Raw genomic sequence first — 13,005 nt, forward strand, 5'->3', positions numbered from 1 at the left:
CGAACTGGAAGCCTGGGCGCTCGATGACGGTGCGGGCGAGCTCGGTGACCGACCCGACGTCGTACAAGGGGGAGCGCTTGGGTCCGACGAGCTGGCCGCCCCAGCGCAGGCCGGCGTCGATGTCGATCGCCACGCGGATCGGGACGGCGGTGGAGGCGCGGAGGGCGTCGACCGCGTCGAGGTGGGCGACGTCGTCGATCATGATCGTGATCCGCGATGCGGCACGGGGCGACGCGACCAGGGACGAAAGAGCGCGTCGGTCGACGCTGGGATAGGCCACCACGATGTCGTCGCTGATGTCCTGGTCGGCGAGCCACAGGGCCTCGGCCAACGTGTAGGCCAGCACCCCGGCGAAGCCGTCGATCGCCAGTGCGCGCGTGATCAGCGCCGGGACCCGCAGCGACTTCGAGGCGACGCGGATCGGCGTGCCGCCGGCCCGGCGGACGAGGTCCGCTGCGTTGGTGTCGAAGGCGTCGAGATCGACCACGAACGTGGGGGTGGACAGCGGGTCGGGCCAGGCCCGGACGGCCGTGGCGAGGCGCGCCGCCAGGCGGTTGCGCGCGACAGACGTGTGATGCACGTCGTCATGTTTCCACGAGTGCCATGATCCTCCGGTGACCGAACCGCCGAACGAGCGCCCCGATGCGCGCCGCCTCGAAGGATCGGCCTACGTCGATGACGACGGAAGTGCCGATGCAGCGCTGGCCATCGCCCTCAAGGAGTACGACGAAGGGTCGGCGCCGTACCCCGCCGTCATCGCTGCGATCGCCCCCGCTCGACTGATCGTCCCCGTGATCGCCCTCCTCGGCGAGACGGGCGAGGGTGCCGTGGGCGCTGACGGGACCGCGCTCGTCACGGACAAGTCGAGCAACATGGCCGCCGTGCTCCTGACCGGGGCCGACGGGCGGCTCGCCCTGCTCGCCTTCACCGATCTCGACGCGCTCGCCCGCTGGGACCCGCAGGCCCGTCCCGTGCCGGTCGCTGCCCATCTGGCGGCAGCGACGGCCGTCCAGGAGGGTGCCGCGGCGGTGGTCATCGACGTCGCCGGACCGCACGCGTTCGCGCTCGCCGATGACGACCTCCACCGGGTCGCGTCGGGATGGACGACGGTCCAGCTCGAGGACGGTGGCTGGGGCTGGCTCGGCACCGCTCCGGACGACCACGTTGCGGATTAGCCCCGGGCGGAACATCTCCGATACCATCGGGCGTTGACCGATCAGTCCGCTCTCGCGAGCGGGCCGATCCACAAGCGGGGACCAGCACCATCGTCTCCCACCCGCACGGCCGCCAGGTTGTCGGGTCCGGTCCATGGAGAGCCCCATTCTCCGTTGTCTCACGACAGCGGAGTCGCACGACGGGGCTCGCTACTGGCTTCCGCTTGTTTTAGCGGGAGCCTTTTCCTTTTCCCAGTTCCACTTGGGAAGAGCGGTGACGGACTCCCGACCGAACGAGTTTGGAGGACACATCAGCACCGAGCTGCGCATCAACGAGCGGATCCGGGTTCCCGAGGTCCGGCTTGTTGGACCCAACGGCGAGACCGTGGGCATCGTTTCCACCGACCAGGCACTCAAGCTTGCGCAAGAGGCCGATCTGGACCTGGTGGAGATCGCCCCCATGGGCAAGCCTCCCGTCTGCAAGCTCATGGACTACGGGAAGTTCAAGTACGAGAACGCCCAGAAGGCCCGTGAAGCACGACGGAACCAGACCAACGTCATCATCAAGGAGATGAAGCTCCGGCCGAAGATCGACGCGCACGACTACGAGACCAAGAAGGGTCACGTGGTGCGCTTCCTCAAGGCTGGCGACAAGGTCAAGATCACGATCATGTTCCGCGGTCGCGAGCAGCACCGCCCCGAGCTGGGGTACCGGCTGCTGCAGCGACTGGCCGAAGACGTGGGGGAGCTCGGCTTCATCGAGTCCAACCCCAAGCAGGACGGCCGCAACATGGTGATGGTCCTGGGTCCGCACAAGAAGAAGGCCGAGGCCAAGGCCGAGGTCAAGGCGGCCAAGGAAGAGCTTCGCGCCGAGCGCGAGGCCGAGATCGCCGAGGAGCGCGCTGCCCAGGCAGAGCGCACGGCCATCAAGCCTGCTGCTCAGAAGAAGGAACGGGGTCGCTCGGAGAACCTCGATCCCGAGATCGAAGCCTGAGCCACACGACTTGGGCCCGGCATGCCGGGTCCCACAGAACTTCGCAACAAGGAGACGAGAGATATGCCGAAGAACAAGACGCACTCCGGTGCCAAGAAGCGGTTCAAGGTGACGGGCAGCGGCAAGATCCTTCGTCAGAAGGCCGGCATGCGCCACAACCTGGAGAAGAAGGCCTCCAAGGTCACCCGCCGCCTCAGCGGAACGACCGAGGTCGCCAAGAACGACGTCCCGCGCGCGAAGAAGATGCTCGGTCTCTGACCGCCCTTCGCACTGATCACTGAAACAAGGAGCACAAGATGGCACGCGTCAAGCGCGCAGTGAACGCGGCGAAGAAGCGTCGTACCACCCTCGAGCGGGCCAGCGGTTACCGCGGCCAGCGCTCGCGGCTGTACCGCAAGGCCAAGGAGCAGGTCACCCACTCCCTGGTCTACAGCTACAACGACCGCAAGAAGAACAAGGGCAACTTCCGCCGCCTGTGGATCCAGCGCATCAACGCCGCTGCCCGCGCGGAGGGCCTGACCTACAACCGCTTCATCCAGGGCCTGAACCTGGCGGGCATCGAGGTCGACCGCAAGATCCTTGCCGACCTCGCCGTCAACGAGCCGTCGACCTTCAACGCCCTGGTTGCCCAGGCGAAGGCCGCGCTGCCCGAGGACGTCAACGCGCCCAAGGTCTCTGCTTGATCTTCGGAGCCTGACGATGGTTCCCCTGACCGCTGGCAACACCAGGGTCAAGGACGCACGGAAATTGCACCGCCGTTCGGAGAGATCCGAGCGGCGGTGTTTCCTTGCCGACGGCCCGAAGGCCGTCGAGGGGGCGCTGGGCGTCCCCGATTGCGTGATCGAGGTCTTCGCGACTCCGGCTGCCGCCGAGGAGTACGCCGACCTGCTCGGCGCCGCACCCGTCACGCTCGTCGATGACCGGGCGATGGGTGGGCTGAGCGACAGCGTCAGCCCCGCCGGCCTCGTCGCGGTCTGTCACTTCCTCGACGTCCCGCTCGCTTCGGTGGTCTCGCTGGTCGAGGAGTTCGCGCTGCGACCGTCTCGAGACCCGCTCCCGATGCTCGCCATCTGCGCGGACGTCCGCGACCCCGGCAACGCGGGCACCGTCATCCGGTGCGCGGACGCCGCCGGTGCCACCGGCGTCGTGCTCGCCGGCGACGCGGTCGACCTGCACAACCCGAAGACCATCCGGGCGTCGGTGGGCAGCGCGTTCCACCTCCCGGTCGCCCTGGAGCGGGATCCCGCTGCTGCCGTCGCCGCTGCCCGTGCGGCCGGCTACCAGGTGCTGGCAGCCGTCGGCGGCGGACAGCTCGATCTCTTCGCTGCCGACGAGGTGCTGGCCAGGCCGACTGCGTGGCTCTTCGGCAACGAGGCGTGGGGGCTTCCCGAGGAGCTGGCGGCGCTGGCCGACCACCGGGTGAGCATCCCGATCCTGGGTCGCGCCGAGTCGCTCAATCTCGCCACGGCCGCGGCGGTCTGTCTCTACGCCAGCACCCGCGCCATGATGGCTGGGTGAGCACCCCACGCCGTTCTTCTCCTCCGCTGCGCTCCCCCGAACAACGGCGCGGGGACCCCGCATGAGCGATCCCCTCGACCTGCTGCCCGACGGTGTCGTCATCGCCGACGGCGCCGGCCAGGTCACGGCACTCAACACCGTTGCTGCACAGATGCTCGACGCCGATGCGGACAAGGCCATCGGCCAGCCGCTCGACGACGTGCTCGCGCTGACCGATCACGACGGTCTCGCCTGGACCGACGTCAATGCGCCGTACGGCGGCCTGCCGACGCGCACCGGTGTCCCGGAGCAGACCTGGCTGCTGCCCAACGGCACCGAGGTCCTCGTCGCGGCTCGGCTCCATCGTCCCGGGCGCTCGGGCGCCAACCCCATCCGGTCCGTGGAGTCGGTGGCGATCTCGCTGCGCTCGGGCCGCGGCCGGGCACGACTGGACCGGGACCGCTCCGACCTCGTCGCGACGCTGGCCCACGAGCTCCGGTCGCCACTGACCGGCGTCAAGGGATTCGTGCACGCGCTCCTCAACCGCTGGGACAAGCTGACCGACGAGCAGAAGCTGTTGATGCTGACCACGGCCGGTGCCGATGCCGACCGGCTGAGCCGCCTGATCACCGAGCTGCTCGACGTCGCGCGGATCGACACCGGGCGGCTGCAGCTGCATCGGCGTCCCACGGACCTCGCCGCCAAGACCGAACAGGTGCACCGGTCGCTCGCGGTGGTCACCTCGACGCCGATCGAGGTCGTGTCCGACCCGGACCTGCCGCTGGTCGACGCCGACCCCGACAAGGTGCTGCAGGTCATCACGAACGTCATCGAGAACGCCGTGCGGCACGGCAGCGGGACGGTGCGGGTCCACGTCGGCACCTGGTCGGTCGATCCGTCGTACGTCGCGGTCACCGTGACCGACGAGGGTGACGGGATCCCGCTCGAGCTCCGCAAACGGATCTTCACCAAGTTCTGGACCGCCGCCACCGGCGGGGGATCGGGACTGGGCCTCTACATCGTCGCCGGGCTCGTGAAGGCGCACGGCGGGACCGTCGTCGTCGACGACCGGCCAGGCGGCGGAGCGAGCGTGCTCACCGCGTGGCCCGTGGCTGTCCACGCCTGAGTGCACAATGGCCGGATGGTCGACCTGAGCCAACCCGCCGACGCCCTGCGAACCTATCTGGGCCGGGCCCGGGAGGGCCTGGTCTGGAAGCTGGACGGGCTCGGCGAACGAGAGGTCCGACTGCCGCGTACGCCGACCGGCACCAACCTGCTCGGCATCGTGCTGCACTGTGCGAACGTCGAGATCGGCTACTTCGGTCCCACGTTCGGCCGGGAGTGGCCGGACACCGACGATCCGTCGTACCTCTCCCTCGACGTCTACGACGACGATCCGCAGGCCGACTGGTGGGTGCCCGCCGAGGTCAGCACGGCCCACGTCCTTGACTTCTACCGTCGTGTGGCGAGCTTCGCTGACGCAGCGTTCGACGAGCTGTCGCTCGACACCCTGGGCCGGGTGCCGTGGTGGCCCGAGGAGCGGGCGACCACGTCGCTGCACCGGATCGCGATCCACGTGATGAGCGACGTCGCACGCCACGCCGGCCAGGCCGACGTGCTGCGTGAGGCGATCGACGGGACCACCGGAATGCTGCCGGAGGCGACCAACATCCCTGACGCATTCGACTGGCCGGGCTACGTCGCACGACTCACGACGATCGCCGATCAGTTCCCATAAGCGTTACCGGTTCGCGGTGGAGCACCCGCGGTTCCTAGACTTGCCCCCTGATGTCTGGACCGAACACTGACTTTGACCCCGTGGAGGTCGCCGCCGTGAGCCCTGCCGAGCTCGAGGCTGCGCGCGACGCCGCTCTCGCCGCGATCGCTGCCGCCCCCGATCTCGAGGCGCTGAAGGCGGTGCGCAGCGAGCACGCCGGTGACCGCTCGCCACTGGCCCTCGCCAACCGCGAGATCGGCGCTCTTCCGCCCCAGGCCCGCAAGGAGGCAGGCCAGCGGATCGGGCAGGCGCGCGGTGCGGTCAACCAGGCCCTCGCGGCCCGCCAGGCGGTGCTCGAGGTCGAGAACGAAGCCCGGATCCTCGTCGAGGAGGCCGTCGACGTCACGCTGCCGACCGACCGGGACCCGGTGGGTGCCCGGCACCCGCTGACCACGGGCGCCGAGCTGATTGCCGACATCTTCGTCGCGATGGGCTGGGAGGTCGCAGAGGGCCCGGTCATCGAGGCCGAGTGGCTGAACTTCGACGCCCTCAACCTCGGACCGGACCACCCGGCCCGCACCATGCAGGACACGTTCTGGACGGCGCCGGCCGACAACCACCTCGTGCTCCGCACCCACACCAGCCCGGTGCAGGCGCGCACGATGCTCACGCGCGGCGTCACCGACGACGCTCCGATCTACGTCGTGTGTCCCGGTCGCGTGTTCCGCACCGATGAGTACGACGCCACCCACTCGCCGATGTTCCACCAGGTCGAGGGCCTCGCCATCGACAAGGACATCTCGATGGCGCACCTCAAGGGCACCCTCGACCACTTCGCCGCCCAGATGTTCGGCGAAGGCATCACGACCCGGTTCCGGCCGTCGTACTTCCCCTTCACCGAGCCGTCCGCCGAGGTCGACCTGATCTGCTTCGTCTGCCGCGGAACGGGCCAGAACGACGCGGGCAGCGACGCCTGCCGCACGTGTCGTGGCGAGGGCTGGATCGAGTGGGGCGGCTGCGGCATCGTCAACCCGCGCGTGCTGCAGGCCTGCGGGATCGACTCGAGCAAGTACTCCGGCTTCGCGTTCGGCATGGGCATCGACCGCACCCTGATGTTCCGCCACGGTCTCGAGGACCTGCGCACCCTCTTCGAGGGCGACGTCCGGTTCACCACTGCATTCGGAAGTGAGCTCTAGTGAAGGCCCCCGTTTCCTGGATCCGCGAGTACGTCGACCTGCCGGATGAGGTGACCACCGAGGTACTCACCGACCGGCTGACCGCGCTGGGGCTCAAGCTCGAGGGGATCCACGCCGCGGGCGCGGACATCCAGGGCCCGCTGGTGATCGGCCGCGTGCTGACCCGCGACCCCGAGCCGCAGAAGAACGGCAAGGTCATCAACTGGTGCACCGTCGACGTCGGTGGCGCCAACGGCTCGGGCGAGCCGCAGGGAATCGTGTGCGGTGCCCACAACTTCGAGCCCGGCGACCTCGTGGTCGTCGTGCTCCCCGGCGGCGTGCTGCCGGGTGGCTTCGCGATCAGTGAGCGCAAGACCTACGGCCACCTCTCGGCCGGCATGATCTGTTCCGCCGCCGAGCTCGGCCTGTCCGACGACCACGACGGCATCATCGTGCTGCCCGCCGACGCCGGTGCCCCCGGTGACGACGCCTTCGACCTGCTCGGCCTCGGCGAAGAGGTCATCGAGTTCGAGATCAACCCCGACCGGGCCTACGCACTCTCCCTTCGCGGCGTTGCGCGCGAAGCGGCTCTCGGCTTCGGCCTGCCGTTCACCGACCCTGCCGAACGCGCCGTGCCCGAGGTCGACGGCAAGGCCTACCCGGTCCTCATCGAGGACCCCGCCGGGTGCCCCGTGTTCACGACCCGCGTGGTGACGGGGTTCGACCCGGCCGCTGCGTCCCCGGACTTCATGAAGCGGCGTCTCGAGCAGTACGGCATGCGCTCGATCTCCCTCGCTGTCGACGTCTCCAACTACGTCATGATCGAGCTCGGGCAGCCGACCCACTGCTACGACCGCGACAAGCTGGCCGGACCGATCCGGGCCCGCCGCGCCAACGCGGGCGAGAAGATCACGACGCTGGACGACGTCGTGCGCGAGCTCACCGTCGAGGACCTGGTCATCGCCGACGACAGCGGGCCGATCGGCATCGCCGGCGTGATGGGCGGCGCGGACTCCGAGATCAGTGACACGACGACCTCCATCGTCATCGAGGCCGCACACTTCGACCCGACCACGATCTTCCGGGCGCAGAAGCGCCACAAGCTGCCGTCCGAGGCGTCCAAGCGCTTCGAGCGTGGGGTCGACCCGCTGCTCCCGGCCGCTGCCGCCGACCGGGTCGTCGAGCTCCTCGTCGAGTACGGCGGCGCGACGGCCGAGCCCGGCTTCACCCTCGTGGGCACGGCCCCCGAGCGCCCCACCATCCAGGTGGCCACCGACCTGCCCGCTCGCCTCAGTGGCATCGACATCTCGGCGATGACGACGGTCGAGCACCTCCGTGCGATCGGCGCCGTCGTCACCGAGCACGGCGCCGACACGATCGACGTCACCGGTCCGAGCTGGCGTCCCGACATCAACGAGCCCTACGACCTGGTCGAAGAGGTCGTCCGGATCGTCGGCTACGACCAGGTGCCCAGCGTGCTGCCGCGGCGTGCGACCGGCCGGGGCCTGACCCGCACGCAGCGCCTGCGCCGACAGATCGGCCGCGCCCTCGCGGGTGCCGGCTGCGTCGAGGTCGTGAGCTTCCCGTTCGCCGGTGAGGCCACCTTCGACAAGCTCGGGCTCCCCGCCGACGACCCGCTGCGCAACACCGTCGGCCTGGCCAACCCGCTGTCCAGCGAGGAGCCCGGCTACACGACCACGCTGCTGCCGGGCCTGCTCGAGGCCGCCGGCCGCAACGTCGGTCGCGGCACCACCAGCGTCGCCCTGTTCGAGACGGGCACCGTCGCGTTCCCCTCCGACAACGGTCCGGCACCCATCTACGGCGTGCACGCCCGTCCGACGGAGGCCGAGCTCGAGAAGCTGCTCGAGGCCCTGCCCGTGCAACCGCAGCACCTTGCCGTCGTGCTCGCGGGGGAGCGGACGCGGTCGGGCTGGTGGGGTGCCGGAGTCGAGGCCGGCTGGGCCGACGCCCTGGCCGTCGTGCGCCGCCTCGCCGACGAGATCGGTGTCAGCGTCGAGGTCAACGCGGCAGCCCGGATGCCGTGGCACCCGGGGCGATGCGCCCTCATCACGATCGACGAGGTCGAGCTCGGCCACGCCGGCGAGCTGCACCCCTCGGTCTGCAAGGCGTTCGGCCTGCCGCCTCGGAGCGCGGCCCTGGAGATCGACCTGGATGCGCTCATGGCAGCTGCTCCGGACGTCACGCCCGGACCGAAGTTCTCGACCATGCCGGTGGCCAAGGAGGACGTCGCGCTGGTCGTCGAGGACTCGGTGACGGTCGCGGAGGTCGAGGCCGCCCTGCGTGAGGGTGCGGGGGAGCTGCTGGAGTCGGTGCGGCTCTTCGACGTCTACACCGGCGAGCAGATCGGTGCGGGCCACAAGTCGCTGGCCTTCGCGCTGCGGTTCCGGGCGCCGGACCGGACGCTGACCGAGGCCGAGACCAGCGCTGCCCGCACGGCCGCAGTGGCCGCTGCCAGCGAGCGCACGGGAGCAGTGCAGCGCTGACCTGACACCCCATGCACCTTTTCATGCATGACTGTGTATATTCATGCACATGAGCAAGGTACGGGTCGCCGTCGCAGGCGCCAGTGGGTACGCCGGCGGTGAGGTGTTGCGCCTCCTCCTCGGCCACCCTGACGTCGAGATCGGCGCGCTCACCGCGGGCAGCAACGCGGGCGAGACCCTCGGGTCGCTGCAGCCGCACCTGCTGCCGCTCGCCGACCGGATCCTGGAACCGACGACCGCCGAGGTGCTGGCCGGACACGACGTCGTCTTCCTCGGTCTGCCCCACGGCCAGTCCGGTGCGCTCGCCGAGGAGCTCTCGGCTGCTGACGCCGACGTCGTGGTGATCGACTGCGGAGCCGACTTCCGGCTCGAGGACGCCGCGGACTGGGAGCGGTTCTACGGCTCCCCGCACGCGGGCACCTGGCCCTACGGGCTGCCCGAGATCCCCGGCAACCGGGACGCCCTGCGGGGCGCACGGCGGGTCGCCGTCCCTGGCTGCTATCCGACCATCTCGTCCCTGACGCTCGCGCCGGCAGTCGGCGCGGGCCTGGTGACTCCCGACGTCGTCGTCGTGGCCGCGTCCGGAACCAGTGGTGCCGGCAAGGCCGCGAAGACGCACCTGCTCGGCAGTGAGGTGATGGGCAACGCCAGCGCGTACGGCGTCGGTGGCGTCCACCGGCACACGCCGGAGATCACCCAGAACCTCGGCAAGCTCGTCGCCGGAGGACCGGCTGCCGTCAAGGTGAGCTTCACACCGCTGCTCGTCCCGATGTCGCGGGGCATCCTCGCCACCTGCTCGGCTCCACTCGCCCGCGAGGTCAGCGCCGAGGAAGCCCACGAGGTCTATGCCAAGGCGTACGCCGACGAGCCCTTCGTGCACGTCCTGCCCGCCGGCCAGTGGCCGCAGACCCAGTCCGTGCTCGGCTCCAACGCCGTCCACATCCAGGTCACGGTCGACCCCGTGGCCGGCCGGCTGGTCGCCGTCGGCGCGATCGACAACCTTGCGAAGGGCACCGCCGGCGCCGCCGTGCAGTGCATGAACCTCGCCCTCGGACTCGACGAGACCACGGGCCTCACCACGGTAGGACTGGCACCATGACCGAGCAGACCGAAGCGACCGACCAGGCAGACCAGACCCCCGCGACGTCGTACGGCATCTCGAGGTTCCCCGAGACCCTCGCCGTCGTGCGCCTGGCTGCCGGCGCCGAGATCCCCGAGTGGGCCGAGTCGTCCTCGATCTTCTCCATCACCGCGACGGCGACCGAGACCTCGCTGGTCTGCGCGGGCCGGAGCGTCCCCAAGAAGGCGCGGCACGAGAAGCCGTTCACCGCGTTCAGCGTCAACGGCCCGCTCGACTTCGGCCTCGCCGGCGTGCTGGTCGCCCTGCTGACCCCGCTCGCCGAGGACGGGATCAGCGTCTTCACCATCTCAACGTTCGACACCGACTGGATCCTGGTGCCGGCCTCGCAGGCCAACCGTGCCGAAGAGGCGTGGCGACGATCGGGGCACACCGTTGCCCTCGCCGTCCCCGCCAAGTAATCGCACACCTGCAAAGGCCATCACCATGAGCGTCACCCACCCCGCCGGCTTCGTTGCCGCCGGTGCTGCCGTCGGCATCAAGTCCACCGGCAAGAAGGACCTCGCCCTCGTCGTCAACCAGGGCCCCACCTTCGACTCCGCCTCCGTCTTCACGAGCAACCGCTGCAAGGCCAACCCGGTCCTGTGGAGCGAGCAGGCCGTCCAGGACGGCACCGTGCGTGCCGTCGTCCTGAACTCCGGCGGCGCCAACTGCTACACCGGCCCCGAGGGCTTCATCACCACCCACCGGGTCGCTGAGGAGGTCGGCACGCTGCTCGGCATCGGCGCGATCGACGTCGTCGTCTGCTCGACCGGCCTGATCGGCCTGGCCAACGACCGCGACGTGCTGCTCGCCGGCGTCAACACCGTGCACGGCCAGCTCTCGGCCGAAGGTGGCAACGACGCGGCCGAGGCGATCATGACCACCGACACCGTCAGCAAGCAGGTCGTCGTCCAAGGCCCCGACAACGCCTGGTCCATCGGTGGGATGGCCAAGGGCGCGGGGATGCTCGCCCCCGCGCTGGCCACGATGCTCGTCGTCATCACGACCGATGCCGTCGTCCCTGCTGCTGACCTGGACGCCGCGCTCCGCGCTGCAGCCCGGGTGAGCTTCGACCGGCTCGACTCCGACGGTTGTCAGTCCACCAACGACACCGTGACGGTGATGGCCAGCGGCGCGTCCGGCGTCACACCGTCGCTCGACGACTTCACCGCCGCGCTGACCGAGGTGTGCACGTCGCTCGCGAAGCAGTTGCTGGCGGACGCCGAGGGCGCGGACCACGAGATCACGATCACGACGCTCGGCGCCGCGACCGAGGACGAGGCCGTCGAGGTCGGACGCAGCGTGGCCCGCAGCAACCTGTTCAAGGCAGCCGTGTTCGGCAAGGACGCCAACTGGGGACGCGTCCTCGCTTCCGTCGGTACGACGACCGCGACCTTCGACCCGGCCAACCTCGACGTCGCGATCAACGACGTCTGGGTGTGCCGCAACAGCGGACCCGGCGAGAGCCGCGATCTCGTCGACCTCGCACCGCGGGCGGTCACCGTCACCATCGACCTGAAGTCCGGCGACGCCGAGGCGACGGTGTGGACCAACGACCTCACCCACGCCTACGTCCACGAGAACAGCGCCTACAGCTCATGACCGAGGACCAGAAGATGTCGAACACCGACGAGGTGCGGCCCCCGGCCGCCGACCCGTTCAAGGCCGCGACGCTCGCGGGTGCCCTCCCGTGGCTGAAGGCGTACCATGGCAAGATCGTCGTGGTGAAGTACGGCGGCAACGCCATGACCGACGACACCCTCAAGCGGGCCTTCGCCGAGGACATCGCCTTCCTGCGCTTCGCCGGGTTCCGCCCGGTCGTCGTGCACGGTGGCGGACCGCAGATCTCGCTGATGCTCGACCGGCTCGGCATCAAGTCCGAGTTCCGCGGCGGCCTCCGGGTCACCACGCCCGAGGCGATGGACGTGGTCCGGATGGTCCTCGTCGGCCAGGTGCAGCGCGAGCTGGTGGGCCTGATCAACGAGCACGGCCCGCTGGCCGTCGGCCTGTCCGGTGAGGACGCGGGCCTGTTCACGGCCGAGCAGACCGGAACGGTCGTCGACGGCGAAGAGGTGGACCTGGGCCTGGTCGGCGAGGTCGCGAAGGTGCGGCCCGAAGCCGTCCTCGACCTCATCGAGGCCGGTCGGATTCCCGTGGTCTCCAGCGTCGCGCCCGACATCGACGGCGTGATCCACAACGTCAACGCCGACTCGGCGGCCGCAGCGCTCGCTGCCGCGCTCGGCGCCGAGAAGCTGCTCGTGCTCACCGACGTCGAGGGGCTGTACCTCAACTGGCCCAACCCTGACGAGGTCATCGGCGAGATCAGCCCGGAGGCGCTCGAGGAGCTGCTGCCGACACTGGCCAGCGGGATGATCCCCAAGATGGACGCCTGCCTGCAGGCCGTGCGTGGGGGAGTCAAGCGGGCCACGGTCGTCGACGGCCGCCAGGCACACGCCGTCCTCCTCGAGCTGTTCACCGACGAGGGCATCGGGACCCAGGTGCTGCCCGGCGTGACCACGAAGACCCGCAAGGCCCGGGAGGCCCAGTCATGAACACAGTCATGAGCACGCCCCAGAGCCAGGCCGAGTGGACCGAGCGGTACGCCGGCGCACTGATGAACACCTTCGGCCTGCCGAAGCTCGTCCTCACCCGCGGTGAAGGCGCGCACGTCTGGGACGCCGACGGCCGGGAGTACGTCGACCTGCTCGGCGGGATCGCTGTCAACGCGCTGGGCCACGCCCACCCGCGGCTGGTCGCGGCCGTGACCGACCAGCTCCAGACGCTCGGCCACATCTCGAACTTCTTCGCGAGCGGTCCGCAGATCACCCTCGCCGAGAAGCTCGG

15 protein-coding genes are annotated in these 13,005 nt (G+C 69.9%); 14 read left to right on the top strand and 1 reads right to left on the bottom strand.

Going from position 1 to position 13,005, the window contains the following annotated elements; translation table 11 throughout:
* The coding region (locus tag ACOADB_RS06500) for an alanine racemase (protein ID WP_378597139.1) at positions 1–580 on the bottom strand (580 nt) is incomplete at its 3' end.
* 34 nt (positions 581–614) lie between these two features.
* Between ACOADB_RS06500 and ACOADB_RS06505 the strand changes: the two genes are divergently transcribed.
* The 14 genes from ACOADB_RS06505 to ACOADB_RS06570 all read left to right on the top strand — a co-directional run.
* Positions 615–1,175: an SseB family protein gene (locus ACOADB_RS06505; RefSeq protein ID WP_378597140.1), complete on the top strand. Its 561-nt coding sequence runs from the start codon at positions 615–617 to the stop codon at positions 1,173–1,175.
* Between the two features lie 253 nt (positions 1,176–1,428).
* Entirely contained in the window at positions 1,429–2,148 is a 720-nt protein-coding gene (gene infC / locus ACOADB_RS06510; protein ID WP_378597141.1) for a translation initiation factor IF-3, read from the top strand.
* A gap of 63 nt (positions 2,149–2,211) precedes the next feature.
* Positions 2,212–2,406 carry a 50S ribosomal protein L35 gene (gene rpmI / locus ACOADB_RS06515; RefSeq protein ID WP_378597142.1) on the top strand — a complete coding sequence of 65 codons (195 nt, stop codon included), beginning with the start codon at positions 2,212–2,214 and terminating at the stop codon, positions 2,404–2,406.
* Between the two features lie 38 nt (positions 2,407–2,444).
* Positions 2,445–2,831, top strand: coding sequence for a 50S ribosomal protein L20 (gene rplT / locus ACOADB_RS06520; RefSeq protein WP_378597143.1), 387 nt, complete (start codon positions 2,445–2,447; stop codon positions 2,829–2,831).
* 16 nt (positions 2,832–2,847) lie between these two features.
* Complete coding sequence (locus ACOADB_RS06525; RefSeq protein ID WP_378597144.1) at positions 2,848–3,666, top strand: TrmH family RNA methyltransferase; 819 nt, start codon at positions 2,848–2,850, stop codon at positions 3,664–3,666.
* Between the two features lie 61 nt (positions 3,667–3,727).
* Positions 3,728–4,771, top strand: a complete 1,044-nt coding sequence (locus ACOADB_RS06530) for an ATP-binding protein (protein WP_378597145.1) — start codon at positions 3,728–3,730, stop codon at positions 4,769–4,771.
* Between the two features lie 15 nt (positions 4,772–4,786).
* The gene (locus ACOADB_RS06535; protein WP_378597146.1) at positions 4,787–5,383 is read left to right on the top strand and encodes a DinB family protein; all 597 of its coding nucleotides are present in this window, start codon (positions 4,787–4,789) and stop codon (positions 5,381–5,383) included.
* A gap of 50 nt (positions 5,384–5,433) precedes the next feature.
* Complete coding sequence (gene pheS, locus ACOADB_RS06540; protein WP_378597147.1) at positions 5,434–6,558, top strand: phenylalanine--tRNA ligase subunit alpha; 1,125 nt, start codon at positions 5,434–5,436, stop codon at positions 6,556–6,558.
* Positions 6,558–9,041 (top strand): phenylalanine--tRNA ligase subunit beta, encoded by a 2,484-nt coding sequence (gene pheT, locus ACOADB_RS06545; RefSeq protein WP_378597148.1) that lies wholly within the window; start codon positions 6,558–6,560, stop codon positions 9,039–9,041. Before pheS ends, pheT begins: the two co-directional genes overlap by 1 nt.
* 43 nt (positions 9,042–9,084) lie before the next feature.
* Positions 9,085–10,140 carry an N-acetyl-gamma-glutamyl-phosphate reductase gene (gene argC / locus ACOADB_RS06550; protein ID WP_378597149.1) on the top strand — a complete coding sequence of 352 codons (1,056 nt, stop codon included), beginning with the start codon at positions 9,085–9,087 and terminating at the stop codon, positions 10,138–10,140.
* A complete protein-coding gene (locus ACOADB_RS06555) occupies positions 10,137–10,580 on the top strand; it encodes an ACT domain-containing protein (RefSeq protein ID WP_378597150.1) in 444 nt (147 codons plus the stop codon). Before argC ends, ACOADB_RS06555 begins: the two co-directional genes overlap by 4 nt.
* 25 nt (positions 10,581–10,605) lie before the next feature.
* A complete protein-coding gene (gene argJ / locus ACOADB_RS06560; RefSeq protein ID WP_378597151.1) occupies positions 10,606–11,763 on the top strand; it encodes a bifunctional glutamate N-acetyltransferase/amino-acid acetyltransferase ArgJ in 1,158 nt (385 codons plus the stop codon).
* 14 nt (positions 11,764–11,777) lie between these two features.
* Positions 11,778–12,713, top strand: coding sequence for an acetylglutamate kinase (gene argB / locus ACOADB_RS06565; protein WP_378597152.1), 936 nt, complete (start codon positions 11,778–11,780; stop codon positions 12,711–12,713).
* 8 nt (positions 12,714–12,721) lie between these two features.
* Positions 12,722–13,005, top strand: a 284-nt coding sequence (locus ACOADB_RS06570; protein WP_378597159.1) for an aminotransferase class III-fold pyridoxal phosphate-dependent enzyme, incomplete at its 3' end; no start/stop codon positions are given.

The sequence above is a fragment of the Nocardioides sp. CPCC 206348 genome, from assembly GCF_048654705.1.
Classification (GTDB): Bacteria; Actinomycetota; Actinomycetes; order Propionibacteriales; family Nocardioidaceae; genus Nocardioides.

Excerpts from the sequence above, each read along its gene's own strand:
- argB (WP_378597152.1), top strand. The coding sequence starts at position 11,778 with ATGTCGAACACCGACGAGGTGCGGCCCCCGGCCGCCGACCCGTTCAAG.
- argJ (WP_378597151.1), top strand. The coding sequence starts at position 10,606 with ATGAGCGTCACCCACCCCGCCGGCTTCGTTGCCGCCGGTGCTGCCGTC.
- rpmI (WP_378597142.1), top strand. The coding sequence starts at position 2,212 with ATGCCGAAGAACAAGACGCACTCCGGTGCCAAGAAGCGGTTCAAGGTG.
- pheS (WP_378597147.1), top strand. The coding sequence starts at position 5,434 with ATGTCTGGACCGAACACTGACTTTGACCCCGTGGAGGTCGCCGCCGTG.
- ACOADB_RS06530 (WP_378597145.1), top strand. The coding sequence starts at position 3,728 with ATGAGCGATCCCCTCGACCTGCTGCCCGACGGTGTCGTCATCGCCGAC.
- argC (WP_378597149.1), top strand. The coding sequence starts at position 9,085 with ATGCACATGAGCAAGGTACGGGTCGCCGTCGCAGGCGCCAGTGGGTAC.
- ACOADB_RS06555 (WP_378597150.1), top strand. The coding sequence starts at position 10,137 with ATGACCGAGCAGACCGAAGCGACCGACCAGGCAGACCAGACCCCCGCG.
- rplT (WP_378597143.1), top strand. The coding sequence starts at position 2,445 with ATGGCACGCGTCAAGCGCGCAGTGAACGCGGCGAAGAAGCGTCGTACC.
- ACOADB_RS06525 (WP_378597144.1), top strand. The coding sequence starts at position 2,848 with ATGGTTCCCCTGACCGCTGGCAACACCAGGGTCAAGGACGCACGGAAA.
- ACOADB_RS06535 (WP_378597146.1), top strand. The coding sequence starts at position 4,787 with ATGGTCGACCTGAGCCAACCCGCCGACGCCCTGCGAACCTATCTGGGC.